18 protein-coding genes and 1 pseudogene are annotated in these 20,649 nt (G+C 70.2%); 14 read left to right on the forward strand and 5 right to left on the reverse strand.

Translation table 11 applies throughout. The features are described 5' to 3' along the window. Positions 1–5: 5 nt before the first annotated feature. Positions 6–1,634: an MFS transporter gene (locus ABH935_RS05900; RefSeq protein ID WP_370376733.1), complete on the reverse strand. Its 1,629-nt coding sequence runs from the start codon at positions 1,632–1,634 to the stop codon at positions 6–8. A 365-nt stretch (positions 1,635–1,999) separates the two neighbouring features. On the opposite strand from ABH935_RS05900, the gene ABH935_RS05905 reads away from it, so the two are divergent. From ABH935_RS05905 to ABH935_RS05945, 9 genes are all read left to right on the forward strand, one after another. Beyond that, on the forward strand, positions 2,000–3,340 hold the full coding sequence (locus ABH935_RS05905) for an ATP-binding protein (protein ID WP_370376734.1): 1,341 nt from the start codon (positions 2,000–2,002) through the stop codon (positions 3,338–3,340). 3 nt (positions 3,341–3,343) lie between these two features. Beyond that, positions 3,344–3,754 (forward strand): roadblock/LC7 domain-containing protein, encoded by a 411-nt coding sequence (locus tag ABH935_RS05910; protein WP_370376735.1) that lies wholly within the window; start codon positions 3,344–3,346, stop codon positions 3,752–3,754. Then, positions 3,751–4,098, forward strand: a complete 348-nt coding sequence (locus ABH935_RS05915) for a DUF742 domain-containing protein (protein WP_370355025.1) — start codon at positions 3,751–3,753, stop codon at positions 4,096–4,098. Before ABH935_RS05910 ends, ABH935_RS05915 begins: the two co-directional genes overlap by 4 nt. Then, positions 4,076–4,690, forward strand: coding sequence for an ATP/GTP-binding protein (locus ABH935_RS05920; protein WP_370376736.1), 615 nt, complete (start codon positions 4,076–4,078; stop codon positions 4,688–4,690). The genes ABH935_RS05915 and ABH935_RS05920 overlap by 23 nt, the downstream gene beginning before the upstream one ends. Before the next feature lie 41 nt (positions 4,691–4,731). Continuing rightward, a complete protein-coding gene (locus tag ABH935_RS05925; RefSeq protein ID WP_370376940.1) occupies positions 4,732–5,901 on the forward strand; it encodes a cytochrome P450 in 1,170 nt (389 codons plus the stop codon). A gap of 111 nt (positions 5,902–6,012) precedes the next feature. Next, complete coding sequence (locus tag ABH935_RS05930; RefSeq protein ID WP_370376737.1) at positions 6,013–7,257, forward strand: cytochrome P450; 1,245 nt, start codon at positions 6,013–6,015, stop codon at positions 7,255–7,257. 62 nt (positions 7,258–7,319) lie between these two features. Continuing rightward, positions 7,320–8,024 carry a response regulator transcription factor gene (locus ABH935_RS05935; protein ID WP_370376738.1) on the forward strand — a complete coding sequence of 235 codons (705 nt, stop codon included), beginning with the start codon at positions 7,320–7,322 and terminating at the stop codon, positions 8,022–8,024. After that, positions 8,024–9,814: a sensor histidine kinase gene (locus ABH935_RS05940; protein ID WP_370376739.1), complete on the forward strand. Its 1,791-nt coding sequence runs from the start codon at positions 8,024–8,026 to the stop codon at positions 9,812–9,814. Before ABH935_RS05935 ends, ABH935_RS05940 begins: the two co-directional genes overlap by 1 nt. Before the next feature lie 259 nt (positions 9,815–10,073). Beyond that, positions 10,074–10,673 (forward strand): L,D-transpeptidase family protein, encoded by a 600-nt coding sequence (locus tag ABH935_RS05945; RefSeq protein ID WP_370376740.1) that lies wholly within the window; start codon positions 10,074–10,076, stop codon positions 10,671–10,673. A gap of 12 nt (positions 10,674–10,685) precedes the next feature. Here the strand turns inward: ABH935_RS05945 and ABH935_RS05950 are convergent, their stop codons facing one another. Beyond that, entirely contained in the window at positions 10,686–11,288 is a 603-nt protein-coding gene (locus ABH935_RS05950; RefSeq protein ID WP_370376741.1) for a TetR/AcrR family transcriptional regulator, read from the reverse strand. Between the two features lie 71 nt (positions 11,289–11,359). Between ABH935_RS05950 and ABH935_RS05955 the strand changes: the two genes are divergently transcribed. Then, on the forward strand, positions 11,360–12,253 hold the full coding sequence (locus tag ABH935_RS05955) for an NADP-dependent oxidoreductase (RefSeq protein WP_370376742.1): 894 nt from the start codon (positions 11,360–11,362) through the stop codon (positions 12,251–12,253). A 107-nt stretch (positions 12,254–12,360) separates the two neighbouring features. Next, positions 12,361–12,690, forward strand: coding sequence for a plasmid stabilization protein (locus ABH935_RS05960; RefSeq protein WP_370376743.1), 330 nt, complete (start codon positions 12,361–12,363; stop codon positions 12,688–12,690). Positions 12,691–12,723: 33 nt separating this feature from the next. Here ABH935_RS05960 and ABH935_RS05965 read toward each other — a convergent pair. After that, a pseudogene (locus ABH935_RS05965) lies at positions 12,724–13,382 on the reverse strand (glutamate synthase-related protein). A gap of 134 nt (positions 13,383–13,516) precedes the next feature. Here ABH935_RS05965 and ABH935_RS05970 point away from each other — a divergent pair. Further along, on the forward strand, positions 13,517–15,457 hold the full coding sequence (locus ABH935_RS05970) for an aconitate hydratase (RefSeq protein WP_370376744.1): 1,941 nt from the start codon (positions 13,517–13,519) through the stop codon (positions 15,455–15,457). A 90-nt stretch (positions 15,458–15,547) separates the two neighbouring features. On the opposite strand, the gene ABH935_RS05975 is transcribed toward ABH935_RS05970, so the two are convergent. Continuing rightward, positions 15,548–15,919, reverse strand: coding sequence for a hypothetical protein (locus ABH935_RS05975; protein WP_370376745.1), 372 nt, complete (start codon positions 15,917–15,919; stop codon positions 15,548–15,550). A 291-nt stretch (positions 15,920–16,210) separates the two neighbouring features. Further along, positions 16,211–17,746 carry an amino acid permease gene (locus tag ABH935_RS05980; protein WP_370376746.1) on the reverse strand — a complete coding sequence of 512 codons (1,536 nt, stop codon included), beginning with the start codon at positions 17,744–17,746 and terminating at the stop codon, positions 16,211–16,213. Between the two features lie 61 nt (positions 17,747–17,807). Between ABH935_RS05980 and ABH935_RS05985 the strand changes: the two genes are divergently transcribed. Both ABH935_RS05985 and ABH935_RS05990 read left to right on the forward strand, forming a co-directional pair. Beyond that, a complete protein-coding gene (locus ABH935_RS05985; RefSeq protein ID WP_370376747.1) occupies positions 17,808–18,722 on the forward strand; it encodes an aminoglycoside phosphotransferase family protein in 915 nt (304 codons plus the stop codon). Positions 18,723–19,234: 512 nt separating this feature from the next. Beyond that, positions 19,235–20,641 carry a serine hydrolase domain-containing protein gene (locus ABH935_RS05990; protein ID WP_370376748.1) on the forward strand — a complete coding sequence of 469 codons (1,407 nt, stop codon included), beginning with the start codon at positions 19,235–19,237 and terminating at the stop codon, positions 20,639–20,641. Positions 20,642–20,649 lie beyond the last annotated feature (8 nt).

Here is a 20,649-nt window from a genome sequence, read left to right on the forward strand (position 1 = left end):
ATTTGCTACTCGTCGTGCCACTGCGGCGGCAGCAGATGCTCGACGGTCGGCGCCGGTGAGGACAGTTCGTTGGCCCGCTGTTCGAACTCCGAGTCGGCGCCGGTGAGCCGGATCGAGCGCTGGTCCTGGTGCTCCTGCCACGAGGCGACCTCGAAGACCTCGACGAACGCGTCCTCCCGGTCGCCGTCGCGGAAGACGCCCCAGCGGGTCGCGCCGGTGCGCCGCCGGGACAGCCCGACCCAGTCCATCGCCTCTCTGAACGCGGCCTGGTCGCTCGGCGCGACCTGGTACCGCTTGACCACCAGGATCGGCCCGCTGTCCAGGCCGGGTTCGAAGGTGAGGTGCGGGTCCGGCCAGTTGGCGTTCGTGGTGCGGTCCAGCTTCCCGGTCAGCGGGTGCAGCGGCAGCCAGCGCACGCTCACCGCCGCCAGCACGAGCAGCGCCGCGGCGATCACCAGCACCGTCGGGAGGCCGAGCGGTGCGGCCAGCGCGCCCCAGCCCAGGGACCCGATCGCCTGGCCGCCCATGAACACCAGCAGGTACACGGCCAGCGCCCGGGCCCGTACCCACGCCGGCAACGACAGTTGCAGGGCCGAGTTCAACGTCGACAGCGAGGCCAGCCAGGCCACGCCGGTCGGCACCATGACGATGATCACGGCCGCCTCGTTGGTGGTCTCGCCCAGGACCAGCGTGCCGACGGCGAATACGAGGGCTGACGCCGCCAGCAGGCGGTTCGACGTCAGGAAGCTGCTCAACCACGGCAGCGTGAACGCGCCGATCACAGCCCCGACGCCCAGCGCCGCCAGCAGCACGCCGTAGCCGCCGGCCCCGAGCCCGAGCCGGGAGCTGGCGACCACCGGCAGCAGCGCCCACAACGCGCTGCCGGGAATGACGAACAGCGTCGCGCGCAGCAGGATCCGCCGGGGCGAGGGCGCGTTGCGCATGTAGCGGTTGCCGGCGCGCAGGGCGGCGAGCGCCCGCTCGGGGTGTTCGCCGCCGGGCTGCGGTCCGCGGTGCCAGACCGCCACGGCCAGCACGACGAACAGGAACGACACGGCGTTGATCGCGAAGACGAGCGCGGCTCCGGAGGCGGCGACCAGGAAACCGGCGACCGCCGGCCCGACCGCCCGGGCCAGGTTGACGGTGAGGCTGCCGAGCGTCGCGGCGGCCGGGATCTGCTCGCGCGGCACCAGCTCCGGCTGGATCGCCTGCCACGCCGGCCCGACGAAGGCCTGGCCGCAGCCGAGCAGGAAGGTCAGGGCCAGCAGCACCGCGGGCGTCGTCAGCCCGGCGGCCGTCAGCCAGGCCAGCGCCCCGGCCACCAGCGCCATGACGAGCTGCAGGTAGATCAGCAGCCGGCGGCGGTCCAGGACGTCGGCCATCACGCCGGCGGGCAGCGAGAACAGCATCACCGGCAGCAGGCTGGCGGTCTGCACGGCCGCGACCAGGGCGGTGGAGGAGCTGTGCTCGACCAGCAGCCACTGGGCGCCGACCGTCTGCATCCACGAGCCGACGTTGCTGCCCAGCTGGGCCAGCCACAGGATGCGGAAGATGCGGTCGCGCATCGGGGCCCAGGGACCGGTCGAGGGCGTCGCGGCGGCCGGGCGCCCGGCACTGTCGGCAGATTGCGTCACACCGGAGTTGTACCTCGGATCCGGGTGCCGGTGCCCGACCGCCGGCAGTGCGCGTGTCGCCGGCTGCGATCTGTTGACGATGAAGGCGAGAGACCGCCTCCGGCCGCGACCGACGAACACGCCGCGATCGGCGAGCCGTCCGCGACCGACGAGCCGTCCGCGACCGACAAGCAAGCCGCCTCCGCCGAGAAACCCAACCCCGGCAACGGAAACATATAGTCGAACCCTCATCGGCCTCCGATTCCTTCACCCACTGCGGTAGTGTCAGGCACCGTAGATGCTCCGTGTATCCTTCCGGCCACAGCCGGCTGAGTATCACGCCTGACATGGGCTCGTTCCCGGCGCAGACCTGATTGAGAAGACGGATGAATGCTGATATAGCCCTGTGGTGTACGGTCGGCGCCCTCGTCGTCGTGATAGCGCTGGCGGTGTACTGGGTCGCCATCGCCCGGCGCCTGCGCGCACGCGTCGCAGGCCTCGAAGAGGCTTGTGCCGCCCGGGACGCCGCGGTGGGGCAGCTGGTCTCATTCGGCCTGCCGGCGGTGGCCGATGTGCTCAGCGACGCCCCCGTCGCCCGGACCTCGTTCGCCGTCGCGCCGTCCCTCAACGGCACCGCCTTCGCCGGCAACGCCGGTGTGCTGGCGCAGCGGTACACCATCGGCCTGCGTGAGCTGCAGGTCAAGGTGGCCGGGGCCGTGCGGCAGCGCGTGGAGGAAGAGGCGCAGCAGACCACTGAGTCGGCGGTGCGCTCCTTCGCCGAGACCGTGGTCAGCCTCGGGGCCAGCCTGAGCAAGGTGGTCGCCGAGGCCATGCGGCAGCACCGGGGCGACGAGACGTTCGAGACCCTCACCCTGATCGACCACACCGTCCAGCAGATGATCCGGCAGGCACAGTCCTACGTCGTGGTCTGCGGCGGGCTGCCGGGGCGGCGCTGGCCGGCGCAGTCGATGACCGACGTGGTGCGCGGGGCGATGGGCCGGATCCAGGACTACCAGCGGATCCGGCCGCGGGAGCTGAGCCGGCAGGTGGTCGGGCAGGCCGTCGAGCCCGCCGTGCATGCCGTCGCCACGCTGCTGGACAACGCCGCGCGTTATTCACCGCCCGGGTCGTTCGTGGACGTCACGTTCCAGGAGGGCCACCACGGCGTGACCGTCATCGTCGACGACGCCGGCGTGGGCATGAACAGCGAGCAGTTGGACTCCGCGCGGCGCATCCTGTCCGGGCAGGAACCCGTGGACCTGCACCGGTTCGGGCCGCATCCGAAGATCGGCTTCCCGACGGTCGCGGCGCTGAGCAAGCGCTACGGGTTCCAGGCGTCCATCGACGGATCGAGCAGTCCCTTCGGAGGTACGCGTGCCGCGCTGTTCATCCCCGAGGCGCTGCTCGCCGCCGACGCTCAGTCCACAGGCACAGACGGCGTGACGCCCGAACCCGCGCAGGCGCAGGCGCAGGGACAGGCGAAGGCGCAGGGGCAGGCAAAGGCGCAGGCGTCTGTGCCAGCGCAGACGCAGTCACCGGAGGTCGAGCTGACCGAGACCGGCCTGCCGCGCCGCAAACGGCACAGCGCCACCACCGACACCCAGCCCCTCCCCCCGGTGTTGAGCACCACCCAGCCGCGGCCCAGTGTCGCCGCGGCCTGGCAGAACGGTGCCCACGGTGCCGACCGCGCGGCCACGCCCTCCGACCCCGCAGAAGGGACTCGATAGCCTGTGAGCACCTCCGCCCCGCCGGCTGACGGGAACAACAAGCTCACCTGGATGCTCTCCAGCCTGGACATCGAAGGGGTGCGCTACTCCGTCCTGATCTCCGGGGACGGGCTGCGCATGGCGCATTCGGACTCGATCACCCGGGACGAGGCCGACGCCTTCGCCGCCGCCGTCAGCGGGGTCCAGTCCCTGGGCAAAGCCCTGGCCGCGATGTGCGGGGACGGGGACAACCGGCTGCGCCAGAACCTCATCGAGTACGACCAGGCGCTGGTCCTGGTCACCGCCGCCGGGCAGAACGCGATGCTCGGGGTGTGCGCGACGCCCACGGCCGACGCCGGGCTGATCGTGCACCGGATGAACGACCTCGCCTCGCGGCTGGGCAACGAGCTCACCAGCGAGACGCGCCGGCCGTGAGCCGGCCGCGGCGCGACCCGGATCTGGTGCGCGCGTACGTCATGACCGGCGGTGCCGTGCGCCCCAGCCGGGAGATGGGGCTGGTGACGCTGCTGGTCGCCCAGGACGTCCCGGCCCAGGGGCTGGCGCCGGAGCAACGCAGGGTGCTGGGGGTGTGCAGCCGGCACGGCGCGCTGTCGGTCGCCGAGATCGCCGCGCACCTGGACCTGCCGCCGTCGGTGGTGACGATCCTGGCCGCCGGGCTCATGGACTCCGGGCATCTGGCCGTCCCCACTCCCGCCGCTGACCTTCCCGACGTCGACGTGCTGAAAGAGGTGCTTCGTGGGCTCCGCCAACTTGTCTGAGGTCGCCTACCTGCCCGGCACCGTCACCCGGTCGGTGAAGCTCCTGGTCGCCGGGCCCTTCGGGGTCGGCAAGACCACCTTCGTGGGCAGCGTCTCGGAGATCAGGCCCCTGCGGACCGAGGAGATGATCACCGAGGCCAGCGTCGGGGTCGACGATCTGGCCGGGCTGCCGGCCAAGACCTCCACGACCGTGGCGATGGACTTCGGCCGCCGGACGTTCGGGGGAGTGGCGTTGTACCTATTCGGCACGCCGGGTCAGCACCGGTTCCTGCCGATGTGGGACGAGCTGGCCCGCGGCGCGCTCGGCGCGCTGGTGCTCGTCGACACCCGGCGGCTGGACCACGCCGACGAGATCCTGAGCGCCGTGGAGAAGCGGGACATCCCCTACACGGTGGCCGTGAACCAGTTCGACGGGGCCCGCCGTTACCCCGACGAGGAGATCCGCGAGGCGCTGGACCTGGCCCCGCACACCCCCTTGACCTCCTGCGACGCCCGCGACCAGGTCTCCTCGGCCAAGGCGCTGATCGTGCTCGTCGAACACCTCACCACCAGCCGACCCAGCCGACCCAGCCGACCGGAGATGTTTGCGTGACCACCCAGACCGCGGCGGACGCCACCACGGCGCGCGTCCCGATGTACACGCCGGAATTCGCCGCCGACCCGCACGGCGCCTACGCCGAGATGCGCCGCCTGCACGGCTCGCTGGTGCCGGTGCTGCTGCACCCGGACGTGCCGGCCACGCTGGTGATCGGCTACCACGCCGCGCTGAAGATCCTGCACGACCAGGACCGTTTTCCCGCCGACCCGCGCCGGTGGGAGGAGGGGATCGACAACGCCTGCCCGGTCAAGCCGATGATGGAGTGGCGGCCCAACGCGCTGCGCAGCTCGGGCGTCGAGCACGCCCGGTATCGCAGCGCGAACGTCTACAGCCTCAACGGCGTGGACCTGCACGGCCTGCGCAAGGTCGTGCAGGACGTGGCGATCAGCCTGATCAACGACATGTGCCAGGCCGGCGAGGCGGACCTGATCACCCAGTTCGCGTTCCCGCTGGCCTTCCAGGTTCTCAACACTCTGCTGGGCTGCCCGCCGGAGATCGGGCAGCGGGTCGCCACCGGGATGGCGCAGATCTTCGAGGGCAACGACGCCGAGGCCGGCAACGCGATGCTGGCCGGGGCGCTGGCCGAGCTGGTCGTGATGAAGAAGGAACGCCCGGCCAACGACGTGACGACTCGGCTTCTGCAGCACGAGTCAGCGCTGGACATCCCGGAGATGGTGCATCAGCTCGCCACGCTCTACGGCGCGGGAATCGAGCCACAGCAGAACCTCATCGCCAACGCGCTGCTGCTGATCCTCACCGACGACCGGTTCTCCGGCGACGTCCTGGACGGCAACCTGACGGTGCGCGACGCTCTGGACGAGGTGCTGTATCAGGACCCTCCGATGGCCAACTACGCCATCTCCTACCCGCCGTATCCGGTGCAGATCGACGGCGTCTGGCTGCCGGCGCACCAGCCGGTGCTGATCAGCATGTCCGCGTGCAACAACGATCCGGCGATCGCCTCCGACCAGCGGGCCGGGAACCGCGCGCACCTCGCGTGGAGCGTCGGCCCGCACGCCTGCCCGGCGCAGTCCGCCGCGTACCTGATCGCCCAGGCGGCGGTCGATCAGATCCTCGACGCGCTGCCGGAGATGGAACTGGCGGTCCCGCAGGAGTTGCTGGTCTGGCGGCCCGGACCGTTCGCCCGGGCGCTGGCGGCGCTGCCGGTCACGATCCCCGGTTCGCCGCCGATCCCGATGCGCTGACCGAACCGCCGATCCCGTCCCGTTGACCCCACCCCCACCCCCATCCCGCCGCGCCGACCGAACTGTGCTCGTTCATCCTCGTTCGTTCCCGTCCGCCATGGAGGCCCCAGCATGGACCAGCCTGTGCTCACACTCGACCCGACCGGCGCGAACCGCCACACCGAGGACGCCTATCTGCGCGACCACGGTCCGGCCACGCGCGTGGACCTGCTGGGCCAGGAGGTGTGGGCGGTCGCCGATCCGGGAGTGCTCAAGGCGCTCCTGATCGACCCCCGGGTGTCCAAGGACGCCGCTCAGCACTGGCCGAAGTTCCCCGACGAGATCCTCGGCAAGTGGCCGCTGGCGCTGTGGGTCGGCGTGAGCAATATGTTCACCGCCTACGGTGCCGACCACCGCAGGCTGCGCCGCCTGGTCAGCCCGGCCTTCGCCGGCCGCCGGGTCGCCGCGCTGGCCCCGCGCATCGAGGAGATGACCGACGCCCTGCTCGACGCGCTGGCCGAAATCCCGGCCGGGCAGAGCGTGGACCTGCGCGAGAACCTGGCCGTACCGCTGCCGATCCAGGTCATCAGCTCCCTGATGGGCCTGCCGCCGGCCGCGCAGCAGGCGTTCCGCGGCCTGGTGGACGCCGTGTTCGACACCACGCTGTCGCCGGAGGAGGCCCAGGACAACGCGGTGAAGCTGTACGGCGTCCTGGCCGGCCTCGTCGCCGAGAAGCGTGAGAACCCCGGCGACGACATGACCTCCGTGCTCATCGCCGCCCGCGACGACCAGGACGAGGAAGGCGACGGCTCGGCGCTGACCGAGCAGGAGCTGCTCGACACGCTGCTCCTGGTGGTCTCGGCCGGATACGAGACCACGGTCAACCTGATCGACCAGGCCATCACCCTGCTGCTGACGCACCCCGAGGAGCGCGCGAAGGTCGACGAGGGCAAGGCCCCGTGGCGCGACGTCGTGGAGGAGACGCTGCGGTTCGAGGCACCCGTCGCGCACCTGCCGCTGCGGTACGCGGTGGAGGACATCGAGCTGGCCGGCGGGCTGGTGATCCGGCAGGGCGAGGCGATCCTGGCTTCGTACGCCGCGATCGGCCGCCACCCGGATCTGCACGGCGAGACCGCGGGCGCGTTCGACGTCACGCGCGCCGGGCAGGACCACTTCGCGTTCGGCCACGGGGTGCACTTCTGCCTCGGCGCGCCGCTGGCGCGGATGGAGGCGGAGACGGTGCTGGACAAGTTGTTCGCGCGGTTCCCGGACATCGCTTTCGCGCCGGGGGCGGAGCTCGCGCCGCTGGGGTCGCTGATCTCGAACGGGCACCAGGCGCTGCCGGTAGTGCTTCAGCCTGCGGTAGCGAATCTTTAGGAACCTGTCAGGAACGTCGATCTTTGCTGCTTCCGGCCGCTGACATCTCTACAGTCGGTCGGATGAGCGGCACCATCTTGATCGTCGAGGACGACCCCAAACAGGCGGAGCTCATCCGCGTGTCGCTGGTGAGCGAGGGGTATCGCGCGACGGTCGTGCACGACGCGCCGGCTGCCTTCCGCAGCCTTGAGGAGTGGCCCCCGGACCTGGTGGTCCTGGACCTGATGTTGCCGGGGGCCGACGGGCTCAGCATCTGCCGCTGGTTGCGGGGGCGTGGGGATACGCCGGTGCTGATGCTGACCGCGCGCTCGACGGAAGACGACGTGCTGGCCGGGCTCGACGTCGGGGCCGACGACTACATGACCAAGCCGTACAGCCCTCGGGAGTTGGTGGCACGGATACGGACGGTCCTGCGCAGGGCTCGGGGGAGTGTCGGCGCAGATGCTCCCGCCCCGAACTCCACCGCTCTCCACGTCGGTGCCCTCACCGTCGACCCCGCCCACCACACAGTCCTCTGCGACAACCACCCCGTCGCCTGCACCCCCGACGAGTTCGCCGTCCTGGCCGCGATGGCCGCAGCCCCCGGCCGCGTCTTCACCCGGGCCCAACTCCTGCGCCACACCCGCGGCTTCAACCGCGCCTCCACCGAGCGCGCCGTGGACGTCCATGTCATGAACCTGCGCCGCAAGATCGAGCCGGACCCGGCCAAGCCGACTCGCCTGCTCACCGTCTACGGCGTCGGTTACAAACTGGTCGGGACCCCCTGATGCGGCGGCCGGTCCCGCTCTACCGCAGCCTGCTCGTCCGCCTGCTGGCCGCCTCCTGCCTGATCGCCGGCAGCGCCATCGCGGCTACCGCGTGGTTGGCCGCCTCCACCGTGACCTCGGCCCTGGCCCGCCAGCAGGGGCAGACGCTGCAAGCCGACAGCGACATCGTCACGCAGCTGAGCACCTACGCTGTCGGCCACACCGACTGGAGCGGCGTCGCGCCGTTCCTGCGTCAGCTGTCCGCGCAGTACCAACTGCGGGTCGCGCTGGTCGGCAGCGACGGCAAGGTGATCAGCGACTCCGCGGCACCGCAACCGGCCCCGCTGCCGCCGTCCGCCACCGCCACGGTCGACCCCCTGAGCTTCGACACCTCCACCAATCCGGGGGCGCAGCACCCCGGCATCGACCCGCGTGTGGTCGGCCCCTACCGACTCACCTCGGCGGAATCCACCGGGCTGAAGGCACTCGCCGACAAGGAAGTGTTCTGCCTGGTGAAGGACGGCACACAAGCTCAGACGGTCGAGTCGCCTTCCGGCCGATACACGGTCCAGGACCTCTCCGCGACGACCAAGGACGCGGCCACCTGCACTCCCGAATACGACAAGTACGTCGCCGAACCCCAGCCGACCGAGGCCAAGCCGTTGGCTGCTCTGGTGTCGGCCACTGCGGCGTGCGTGGCACGCGAGGGCTTGGCCGTCCCGTATGAAATGGCCGTCACCCCGACCTTCCAGCTTCGGGAGCTCCTGCCGCGCGGCGAGGCGGCCGCCCCGAGCGAACAATGCCTGCGCGCCGCACGGCTCGACCAGCTCCGTCCCTACGTGGCCGCCCCGGCCCAGCTCTACCTCGGTATCGGCACCAGCGCGCGCGGGCGGTTCGACCTGTCCGGGCAGAACCGCAGCAAGATCATCTGGACGGCGGCGAGCGTTCTGGCGCTCACCCTGGCCGTGACCGCGCTCGTCGGGCTGCGGCTCGTCAGGCCCCTGAGAGCGCTGATCCACACCGCGCGGCGCGACCCGGGCGAGTTCGCGCGCGCCCCGGTCACGACCCGCGACGAGACCGGCTACCTGGCGATGGCGTTCAACCAGCAGACCGAGCGCCGGCAGCAGATGGACTCCCAGCGCAAGGCGATGGTCGCCGACATCGCGCACGAACTGCGCTCGCCGCTGACCAACATCCGCGGCTGGCTGGAGGTCGCGCGCGACGGTGTGGTCGAGGCCACGCCAGAGCTGATCACGTCGCTGCACGACGAGGCCGTGCTGCTTCAGCGCATCATCGACGATCTCCAGGACCTGGCCAGCGCGGACGCGGGGACGCTGCGGGTGCGTCCGCAGCCGATCCCGGCGGTCGAGCTGCTGCAGCAGATCGCCGTCGCGCACCGGGCTCAGGCCGCCGATCTCGGGATCACGGTGACCGTGGACGCGGCGCCGGGTCTGGAGGTCTACGCCGATCCGGAGCGGATCCGACAGGTGCTGGGGAACTTGGTGTCCAACGCGGTGCGGCACACCTCACGCGATGGGCGGATCACGTTGACGGCGATCGCCGCCGGCGACGACGCCGTCGAGCTGCGAGTGCAGGACACCGGCACGGGGATCGCGGAGGCCGAGTTGCCGTACATCTTCGATCGCTTCTGGCGCTCGGAGAAGTCGCGGAACCGCAGTACCGGAGGGAGCGGGCTCGGTCTGGCCATCGCGCGGCATCTGGTGCAGGCGCATGGCGGCAGTGTTCGGGCCGACAGCACTGTCGGCGTCGGGACGACCATGACGGTGCGGTTGCCGGTGCGACAAGAATAATTCTGTCGACGATCCTGACGAGTTCCGAACAAGTGCTCGTCAGGCTTGGAACATGTCTCGCAGAAGTCTCATCCAATCGGTATGGATAGCGGTTCTTTTCGCTTCGGTCAGCGTATTGCCCACGGCGTGTTCCTCAATACATTCGTCGAGCACCGCGGAAGCCCAGGGCGACCCCATAGCGGCCACCTCGACACAGGCTCCCGTCCCGGCCGTCTCCTCGGCGCCGCGGGCGAATTCCGATGTCGTGCAGCCGGCGGCGGTGACGGTCCTGACCAGCCTGCCCGGCCTCGGTCCGAGGACGTCGGCCGCGATCCCGACCTCGGCCGGCCAAGTCGTCCTCGCCATCGGAGCGAGCACGACGTCCTCGGACACGACGGTGCAGCTGTTCACCAGGGTTCCCGGCGGATGGCAGCCCGCCGCGCTGGCGTGGCAGGGCCACAACGCGGTCGACGGCTGGACCGCCGAGCATTATGCCGGCGATTCGAAGTCTCCAGTCGGGATCTTCGGCCTCACCGACGCCGGCGGCCTTCTGCCCGATCCCGGTACCAAGCTGCGCTATACGCAGTCTTCGGGATTCACCATCAATGGGACCGGATTCCGGAACGAGCCTTTGGCGGGGTCGTTCGACTATGTCATTGCCATCAATTACAACCGCACTCCCGGAACATCACCCATGGACCCGACGATGCCGATGGGGGCTTCGCGAGGCGGTGGCATCTGGCTGCACGTCGACCACGGCGGACCGACGCACGCCTGTGTGAGCGTGCCGCGCGACGACATGAAGCAGCTGCTGCTGACGCTGGATCCGGCGCTGAAGCCGGTCGTCGTGATGGGGGACCGGGGGTCGCTGGCGCGCTGAATCAGGGTGCTGTCAGCGGGCACTGTCCCAGGCGGCCTGGATCATGCCGAAGATCTCGTCCACGGTGGCCTCCGGATCGTCCGATTCGCGGGCCACGGAGAAGGCATCGACGGCGAACCGGGCGATGGCCTGGCAGGCGGTCGCGGTGTGTGGCTGACCGGAGCCGGCGTCGGCGTCCGCTGCGATGGCCGTGGCCAAGGCCTGCGCGTGCCGCAGCCGCATCGACGCCTCGTACTGCCGCAGCGCCGGCGTCTCGTCGATCATGCGCCACATGGGGGCGGCGTCGTCGGTGGTGCAATGCCGGATCAGGGCCTGGACCTGGTCGCGCAGCGCGGGGATCAGCGGCTCGTCGGGCTTGCGGTCGGTGACGGCTCGCACGAGGCCGCGCTCGAAGTCCTCGTCCTGGTCGAAGACCAGCGCCTCCTTCGCGGCGAAGTGGGAGAACAACGTGGTCACGGCCACGTCGGCCTCGGCGGCCACCTCCCGGATGCCCACCGCGTCGTAGCCGCGCTCCAGGAAGAGCCGGAGGGCGGTGTCAGCGATCTTCTGGCGGGTCGCGGCCTTCTTGCGCTCGCGGCGCCCCGGCGGCTCAGGCGGCGCAGGCGGCTTGGTCATGGCTGAACACTATCAGGTGCAAAACAGTAGCTGTTTCAAAACACTAACCGTTAGTGCTACGGTCATGCGTCATGAAGAAAGTGAGCTTCGCCGAGTTCGGCGGTCCCGAAGTCCTGCACCTCATCGACGCCGAAGAACCTCACGCCGGCCCAGGTCAGGTGCGCATCGCGGTGCGCGCGGCAGGCGTGAACCCGGTCGACTGGCGGGTCCGGGAAGGCCAGAAGCTGTCGGCCCATCCGCTGAAGCTGCCTTCCGGCGTCGGGCTGGACGCCGCCGGGATCGTCGACGAGATCGGCCCGGGCGTCGAGGGGGTCGCGGTAGGCGACCCGGTGTTCGGCGAAGGCTCTGAGACCTACGCCGAGTTCGCGGTGCTCGGCGCGTGGGCCCGCATACCCGAAGGGCTGTCGTTCGAGGAGGCGGCCGGGTACCCCTCGGTGGTCGAGACGGCGCTGCGCATCATCGACCAGGTCGGTGTGCGGCCCGGGGAGACGCTGCTGGTGAGCGGCGCGGCCGGGGGCGTCGGGTCGGCGGTGTCGCAGGTCGCCCGAGACCGGGGCATCGCGGTGATCGGCACGGCGGGGGAGGCGAACCAGGACTACCTGCGCAGCCTCGGCGTCGTCGCCACGACCTACGGTCCCGGCTGGGTCGAGCGGGTCCGCGGGCTCGGACGCGTGGACGCGGCCCTGGACCTGGCCGGCTCCGGCGTCATCGGCGAACTCGTCGAGCTGACCGGGGATCCGCAGAAGGTCGTCTCGATCGCCGACCTCGACGCGCCGCAGTTCGGCGTGCGGTTCTCCGGCACGGCCGGCAGCGTGCCGGACGCGCTGGTCGAGGCGGTCGCGATGATCGAGCGCGGCACGCTGCACATCCCCGTCGAGAGGTCGTACACCCTGGCCGACGCCGCGCAGGCGCACATCGACAGCCAGGCCGGTCACACGCGTGGCCGACGGGTGATCGTGGTCTAGGCGGTGATCGTCGTCTGACCGGAGCGGTGTTTGATCCAGTGCGCCCCGGGCACACGCAGCCGGATGTCCTGGAGCAGGGCATCGGTCTCGTACCAAGGGAGGCGAACATGCCCCGCGGACAATGGAGCGCAAAGCGCGAACGCCAATACGAGCACATCAAGAAGAGCGCCGAGGAACGCGGTGAATCTGAATCGCGGTCCGAGGAGATCGCCGCTCGGACGGTGAACAAGGAACGAGCACGCCACGGCGAGTCGAAGACCGCCAGCCCGCTGTCCAAGCAGGACATCTCCTCCGGACGGCGCGGCGGGCTCCGGTCGCACCAGGGCTCCGGCGGCCGGACCTACGACCAGCTGTATCAGGAGGCCCGGCACCGCGGTATCAAGGGCCGCTCCAAGATGACCAAGGCCGAGCTGCTGAAGGCGCTCGGCGATCGCTGACGGGCCCTGAGCGCCCCGCGAGTCCCGCGAGCCCTACACGGAGAACGTGTCCGGATCCGCGGCGCGCCAGTCCTCGTACCAGTCCTCCGGCGGCTCGTGGATCAACTGGCCCTCGTCGAGCCACGGATAGAGATCGGCGAGCGTGCCGATCGTGCTCTGATCCACACGCCGCCAAATATGCCGAGGCCGCAGCTGATCGGGCCCCGTGAGTCCCATGGAGGCCACGATCTGCTGCGCCTCGGCGACCGTCCCCTGCTGGAAGCGCCGGACCCGCTCGGCCTTGTCGGCGACGTCCAGCGCTCGGCTCCGCTTCGGGTCCTGCGTCGCCACGCTGACCGGGCACTGGTTGGTGTGGCACTTGCCGGTCCCCAGCTCCCAGATCAGGTCCCCGCCCTGGCGGTGGTACTTGGAGATGCCGCCCTCGCCGGTGTCGTGCGCGAAGTGCCCGGCCGCGGCGGCGATGTTCAGCGCGCGCAGGGCGTTGCCGCTGAGGGCGCCGAAGCTCATGCCCGAGACGTTCAGCAGCGCCATCGGGTACGGATGCCGGCACTGCGCAAGGGCCGGCCGTCGTAGTTGCGCTCGATGAAGTACTGCTGGAGCTCGGGTCGCACGAACTCCAGCGCGAAGCGCAGATGGCCGATGACCGGGTAGTTCCGCAGGATCGAGTGGCGCCGCTGAACCAGGTCGTACACACCGAGGACGAACTCGTACCCCGGTAGTAGCGGTTCATGTACCCCGGCCGTGGCGGATCATGTGCAGGTTTTGTCCGATTTCGAACCATAACTCGGCCGGGTTTAGCCCTTGACTTACCGGGCAATCGTCGGCAATGGCCGGAATGAACCTTGCGCGCAAGCTCATCGGAGCGCATCTGGTCGACGGCGAGATGTCGCCCGGCTCCGAGATCGCGGTGCGCGTGGACCAGACGCTGACGCAGGACGCCACCGGGACGCTGGTGATGCTGGAGCTGGAGGCGCTCGGGCTAAAACGGGTCCGGACCGAGGTCTCGGTGCAGTATGTCGATCACAACCTGCTCCAGGCCGACGAGCGGAACATGGCCGACCACCTGTTCCTGCGCTCGGCGGCGCAGCGCTTCGGGCTGTGGTTCTCCCCGCCCGGCGGCGGGGTGTCGCATCCGGTGCACATGCAGCGCTTCGGCATCCCGGGCAAGTCGCTGATCGGCTCGGACTCCCACACCTGCGCCGCCGGCTCGCTGGGCATGCTGGCGATCGGTGTCGGCGGGCTGGAGGTCGCGCTGGCGATGGCGGGGGAGCCGCTGTACCTGACCATGCCGCGGGTGTGGGGCGTGCGGCTGACCGGCGCGCTGCCGGACTGGGTCAGCGCCAAGGACGTGGTGCTGGAGATGCTGCGGCGGCACGGCGTGAAAGGCGGCGTGCACCGGATCATCGAGTACCACGGGCCCGGCGTGGCCACGCTGTCCGCGATGGACCGGCACGTCATCGCCAACATGGGCGCCGAACTCGGGGCGACCGCGACCGTGTTCCCCTCCGACGACCGGGTCCGGGAGTTCCTGCGCGCCGAGGGGCGCGAGGACGACTTCGTCGAGCTCGCCGCCGACCCCGACGCCGAGTACGACCTCACCGACGAGATCGACCTGGCCGGCCTGGAACCGCTGATCGCCAAGCCCAGCTCGCCCGGCTCCGTGGTGCCCGTCCGCGAGGTCGCCGGCACCCCGGTGCACCAGGTGGTCGTCGGCTCCTCGGCCAACCCCGGGCTGCGGGACTTCGCCGTCGTCGCCGCGATCCTGCGCGACCGCCGCGCGCACCCGCAGGTCTCGCTCGACGTCAACCCGACCTCGCGCGAGATCCTCGCCGACCTGACCAAGACCGGCGCCACCCTGAACCTGATCCGCTCCGGCGCGCGCCTGCACCAGACCGGCTGCCTGGGCTGCATCGGCATGGGTCAGGCCCCTGCGAAGGGCCGTAACAGCCTGCGGACCTTCCCGCGCAACTTCCCCGGCCGCTCCGGGACGCCCGACGACCAGGTGTGGCTGTGCTCGCCGGAGACGGCCGCGGCAGCGGCGCTGACCGGCAGCATCACCGATCCGCGGGACCTCGGGTTCGACTACCCGGTCGTGGAGCTGCCCGAGCGCGCGTCGGTCGACGTCGTCGTGCTGGAGCACCCGCTGCCGCCGGGACTGGCGAAGGACGTCGAGCTGGTCAAGGCCGAGAGCATCGGCAGCCTGCCGGAGCTCGATCCGCTGCCGGACCGGCTCCGGATCCCGGTAGTGCTGAAGGCCGGGGACAACGTGTCGACCGACGAGATCCTGCCGGCCGGCGCCAAGGCCCTGCCGTATCGCAGCGACATCGCCAAGCTCGCCGACTTTTCCTTCACACGGCTCGACGAGACCTACCCGCAGCGGGCTCGCGACGCCGGCGACCACGCGGTGATCGGCGGCGAGAACTACGGCCAGGGCTCCTCGCGCGAGCACGCCGCGCTGGCTCCGCGCTCGCTGGGGCTGCGTGTGGTGATCGCCAAGTCCTTCGCCCGGATCCACGCCTCGAATCTGGTGAACTTCGGCGTGCTGCCGCTGGAGTTCACCGACCCGGCCGACTACGACGCCGTCCGACCCGGCGACGAGCTCCAGTTTGACGAGCTGAGCCAGAGCCTGGCCGCGACGGACGGCGAACTGGCCGTCACCAACCTGTCGCAGAACACGACGTTCCGGGTCCGGCATCACCTCTCGCCGCGGCAGATCGCGACGATCCTGGCCGGAGGGCGCATCGCCGAGCATCTGCGCGATCGGTGATCACCGGAACCGGAACCGGTCACCGATCGCTGAACGCCGATCGCCACACACCGGTCGCGGCACGCCGGACCCGATATGCGCGCCGCCGGCCTACCAGCCGACGACGCGCCGATCGTCCTCGGCTTCTCGGAACCGGATCCGGGTGTTGAGGACCCACTCCTCCAGTTGAGCTTCCAGCAGCTGCCGCGTCTCGGCATAGGAATCCAGAGCGGCCGCGCACGCCCGGTCCGCACTCTCAAGTCTGCGCCGCGTCTCCAGAACCGCCTGCTGATCCCCGACGAGCTGCACGACGGTCAGCCGATCGAGGAGCCGCTCACGCACGTGCGTGCAGAGGCTCACCGTCGACTGCGCCTCGTACTCGGCCAGCAGCAACTGCCCTATCCAGGCATCGCTCACCGCCTGTTCGGCGCTCCGCACGACCGCGCGCTGATCAAGGCCGCGATCGTCCCGGTTGATGTCCATGTACTGTCACCTCCCTGTGGCGTCTTCGAGCACTGACGGTAAGTGTGCACCGCCGTGAAGGCGCCAAGACTTCCGGCTTGACCGTTCTGCTGAGATCGAAACGGGGGCAGTTGAGGTTTTTCGGTGGTGCGGCTGCGAAGTGTTGGGATCCGACCTTACGACCATGGCGCCACCCTCCGCACCTTGATCGGGTTTGTCGTGAGATTGTCGGTCCGCACCGAGGTCCACGCCTGTGGAACGTACTTCGGGCGGGCCGCGTTCATCGGCCCGCCCGAATCTCCGTGCTCTGACTTACTCGGCGGGTTCGGGGGTGTTCCGCGTGCCGGTTCGCGTGCCGCTGTGCTCCAGAGCGCGGGTCACGTGCCGTCGGCTGTAGCCGAAGTAGACGACGAGCCCGACCAGCATCCACAGCCCGAACCGGATCCACGTCTCGACGGGCAGGTTGAGCATCAGCCACAGGCAGGACAGGATCGCCGCGATCGGCACGTACGGCACGCCCGGCGTACGGAAGGCGCGCGGCAGGTCGGGGCGGGTGCGGCGCAGGATGATGACACCGAGCGAGACCAGGATGAAGGCTGCCAGCGTGCCGATGTTCACCAGCTCGGCCAGCGCCTTGAGCGGGATGACGGCGGCGAAGCAGGCCACGACCAGGCCCAGCAGGATCGTGGAGCGGTAGGGCGTCTTGAACTTGGGGTGCACCCGGGAGAAGGAGCGCGGGAGCAGGCCGTCGCGGCTCATCGCGAAGAACACCCGGGACTGGCCCATGAGCAGCAGCAGCGTGACCGAGGTGAGCCCGGCGACCGCGCCGGCGCTGATGAAGCCGCTGAGCCAGTGCGCGCCGGTGGCGTTGAAGGCGTCGGCCAGCGGGGCCTTCTCCGAGAGCAGGGTGTACTTCTGCATGCCGGTCACGACCAGCGTCACGGCCACGTACAGCACGGTGCACACCGCCAACGAGGCCAGGATGCCGCGCGGCAGGTCGCGCTGCGGCTTCTTCACTTCCTCGGCGGCAGTGGCCACGACGTCGAAGCCGATGAACGCGAAGAACACAACGGCGGCCGCGGTGAAGATCCCCATCACGCCGTAGGCGCCGGGCGCGAAACCCAGGTGCTGGATCAGCGGCTGCGCGGCGCCGGTGGCGGTGTTGGCCGCCTTGTTCGACGTCGGCGGGATGAAGGGGTGGTAGTTCGAGCCCTTGATGAAGAACAGCCCGGCGACGATGACCAGCAGCACCACCGCCACCTTCACCGAGACGATCACGGCGGTGAACCGGGCCGACTGCTTGATCCCGACCACCAGCAGCGCGGTCATCACCAGCACCAGCGCCGCCGCCGGCAGGTTGAGCCCCCAGCGACTGTCGGTGCCGCCGCCGATGGAGGTGGGAACATGAACGCCGATGTCGGCCAGCAGCGTCTGGATGTACCCGGACCAGCCGACCGCGACCACCGCCGCACCGAGCGCCAGCTCCAGGATCAGGTCCCAGCCGATGAGCCACGCCGGGAACTCGCCGAGCGCGGCGTAGGAGAACGTGTAGGCCGACCCCGCGACCGGCACCGTCGAGGCGAACTCGGCGTAACACAGGGCGGCCAGCGCACAGACCACGCCGGCGGCGACGAAGGACAACGCGACCGCCGGACCGGCGTACTGCTTGGCGGCTGTTCCGGTCAGGACGAAGATCCCGGTCCCGATGATGACGCCGATGCCGTAGACGGTCAGGTCGAGCGCTGACAGCTCACGTTTCAGGCTGTGCTCGGAGTCGGTCGCGTCTCTGATGGTGTTCTCGATGTTTTTAGTACGGAACAGGCCCTTCGTCGCGTTCTGAGTGCTCATTCGCCCCGGCTACCCCGAAATAGGGAGGGCTATCGTAGATCTTTTGTCTTAGGATCCCGCCATGACGACCTCTGCCTCTGCCCCGGACGGCCGCGCCGGCATCGACGTAGCCCTGGTCGAACGTCTGATCGCGGCCCAGTTCCCGCAGTGGGCGGGGCTGCCGGTGACGCCGGTCGAGCTCGACGGCTGGGACAACCGGACCTATCGCCTCGGCGCCGACATGACCGTGCGGCTGCCGACTGCGGCCGGCTATGTCGCCGCGATCGCCAAGGAGAACGAGTGGCTGCCGCGGCTCGCCCCGCAGTTGCCGTTGCCGATACCGCGCGTCCTGGCCACGGGACAGCCGGGGGAGGGCTATCCGCATCCTTGGTCGGTTAGGGGCTGGCTGCCGGGCACCACGCTGAGCATGCCGGAGGTGGCCGATCCGGTGCGGTTCGCCACCGATCTGGCCGCGTTTCTGCACGCGCTTCAGGCCTGCGACACCAGCGGCGGCCCGATGGCCGGCGAGCACAGCTTCTACCGTGGCACGCCTCCGTCCTACTACGACGCCGAAACCCGTGCCTGCCTGGAAGACCTCGACGGACGTATCGACACACGCCGCGCCGCCGCCGTCTGGGAGGCCGCGCTGAAGGCCGATTGGGACGGCGAACCGGTCTGGTTCCACGGCGACATCGCCACCGGCAACCTGCTCACCGACGCCGGCCGGCTCAGCGCCGTGATCGACTTCGGCACCAGCGGCGTCGGCGACCCGGCGTGCGACCTGGTCATCGCCTGGGTGACCCTGACCGGCGAGGCTCGCGAGGCCTTCCGCGGCGCGATGGCGCAGGACGCGGGTATGTGGGCCCGGGCTCGCGGCTGGGCACTGTGGAAGGCGCTGTTTCTACTCAGCGGCAGGGGGCAGCTTGATTCGGCGCTGGTTCCGGTTGTCGAGCGGGTGATCGCGGACATCCTCGACGATCACGACCAGCACGGTTAGTGCGACCGGCGCGGCCAGCAGGACCGGCGCGCCCAACGCGATCGGGACGGCGAGCGCGACTGGCACAGCACGACCGGCGCGATCGGCAAGACCGGCGCGCCTAACGCGACTGGCATGGCGAGCGCGATCGGCACGCCCAACGCGGTCGGCACAGCACGACCGGCACGACCAGCAAGACCGGCGCGCCTAACGCGACCGGGACGGCGAGCGCGACTGGCACGGTCAACGCGGCCGGCACAGCACGCCCAACGCGGCGGCACAGCGACCGGCGCGACCGGCACGGCCAGCCACACCGGCGCGGCGAGCGCGATCGGCGCAGGCGAGCACGACCGGCACGGCCAGCCAGACCGGCACGGCGGGCGTGATCGGCGCGATCGGCACAGGTTGGCGCGATCGGCACGGCCAGCCAGACCAGCGCAGCCCGCGCGCCGATCACGATCGCCGCCGCTGAAGCGTTTCAGCGAATTCCGGTAGCCTCAAAGCCTCACAGCGATCGCTCACCGGAGGCCCAGTTGACCGCCCTGCCCCGCTCAGCCCCCTCCGCGCAAGCCACCGACGCCCGAGGCGTCATCGCCTTCCTCGACGCGATCGAGGGCGTCTCCGGCATCGAACCGCACAGCATCATGCTGCTGCGTCATGGCCACGTCATCGCAGAAGGCTGGTGGGCCCCCTACCACCCGGACGGCGTCCAGCAGCTCTACTCGCTGAGCAAGAGCTTCACCGGTACCGCCGCCGGATTTGCGTGGGCAGAAGGGCTTCTGGACCTCGACGCCCCGGTCATCTCCTATTTCCCGGAGCTGGACGCCGACATCACCGACCCCCGCAGCCGCTCGATCCTGGTCCGCCACGTCGCCTCCATGTCCGCCGGCCACAGCTCCGAGCAGTGGGACCGCGCACTGGCCACGGACCGGGAGGAACCGGTGCGCGGCTTCCTGCTCGACCCTCCGGACGGCACCCCCGGCGTCACCTTCGCCTACAGCCAGTCCACCACCTACGCCCTCGGCGCGATCATCCAGCGCCAGTCAGGGCAGTCGCTCATCGAGTACCTGCGGCCCCGGCTCTTCGAGCCCCTCGGCATCGGCGAGGCGTTCTGGGGCCGGCACCCGGCGGCCGGACGCGACCTCGCCTTCTCCGGTCTGCACGTCACCACCGACGCCGTCGCACGCCTCGGCCAGCTCTACCTCCAAGGCGGAGTCTGGGACGGACGACAACTGCTGGCCCCGGAGTGGGTCGCCGAAGCCACGCGAGTGCAGGTGGACAACAGCGGCGACAACGGTTCGGGCTCCGACTCCGACTCGGACTGGTCCCAGGGCTACGGCTTCCAGTTCTGGATGTCCCGGCACGGATACCGCGGCGACGGCGCGTTCGGCCAACTCTGCGTCGTCCTCCCCGAACACGACGTCGTCCTGGCCATGACCACCGAAGCCGTCCCCATGCACCTCATCCTCGACGCAGCCTGGACCCACCTGCTCCCCGCCTTCGACCGCGAAGGCTCGGCGGAGGCCGACGCGGCCCTGAAGCACCGGCTGACCGGCCTCCAGTTCCCCTTCCCTGACGGAGAAGAGGTCCCGGACAGCGAGTTCACCGTGGCCCACACAGCCGTCGAGCGGCTCCGGAAGGTCAGCCTCACGGCGCAGAAGCTGACCCTCCAGGAGGAGGACGGCACCCTCACGACCCTGCCCTTGCTCACCGGCTCCTGGCCGCCGCCGACCGGACATCTGTCAGCGCGCGCCGTCCAGACCGACGCAGACACAGTCCGCGTAGACCTCCAGTTCGTCCAGTCACCACACAAGCTGGTCATCACCGGCGATCTGCGCAGCGGCACGTTCGACGCGGACTGGCGCGTGGACCCACTGGGGCACGTGTCGAGACTGTCGCTGTTCGACCTCGCCAACCCCGAACCGCGTGAAGCGCCGTGACCACAACC

The sequence above is a fragment of the Catenulispora sp. GAS73 genome (assembly GCF_041262085.1).
GTDB lineage: Bacteria > Actinomycetota > Actinomycetes > Streptomycetales > Catenulisporaceae > Catenulispora.

Coding starts and splice junctions, on each gene's coding strand:
- ABH935_RS05905 (WP_370376734.1), top strand. CDS start 2,000: ATGAATGCTGATATAGCCCTGTGGTGTACGGTCGGCGCCCTCGTCGTC.
- ABH935_RS05925 (WP_370376940.1), top strand. CDS start 4,732: ATGTACACGCCGGAATTCGCCGCCGACCCGCACGGCGCCTACGCCGAG.
- ABH935_RS05930 (WP_370376737.1), top strand. CDS start 6,013: ATGGACCAGCCTGTGCTCACACTCGACCCGACCGGCGCGAACCGCCAC.
- ABH935_RS05935 (WP_370376738.1), top strand. CDS start 7,320: ATGAGCGGCACCATCTTGATCGTCGAGGACGACCCCAAACAGGCGGAG.
- ABH935_RS05940 (WP_370376739.1), top strand. CDS start 8,024: ATGCGGCGGCCGGTCCCGCTCTACCGCAGCCTGCTCGTCCGCCTGCTG.
- ABH935_RS05950 (WP_370376741.1), bottom strand. CDS start 11,288: ATGACCAAGCCGCCTGCGCCGCCTGAGCCGCCGGGGCGCCGCGAGCGC.
- ABH935_RS05955 (WP_370376742.1), top strand. CDS start 11,360: ATGAAGAAAGTGAGCTTCGCCGAGTTCGGCGGTCCCGAAGTCCTGCAC.
- ABH935_RS05960 (WP_370376743.1), top strand. CDS start 12,361: ATGCCCCGCGGACAATGGAGCGCAAAGCGCGAACGCCAATACGAGCAC.
- ABH935_RS05970 (WP_370376744.1), top strand. CDS start 13,517: ATGGCCGGAATGAACCTTGCGCGCAAGCTCATCGGAGCGCATCTGGTC.
- ABH935_RS05975 (WP_370376745.1), bottom strand. CDS start 15,919: ATGGACATCAACCGGGACGATCGCGGCCTTGATCAGCGCGCGGTCGTG.
- ABH935_RS05980 (WP_370376746.1), bottom strand. CDS start 17,746: ATGAGCACTCAGAACGCGACGAAGGGCCTGTTCCGTACTAAAAACATC.
- ABH935_RS05985 (WP_370376747.1), top strand. CDS start 17,808: ATGACGACCTCTGCCTCTGCCCCGGACGGCCGCGCCGGCATCGACGTA.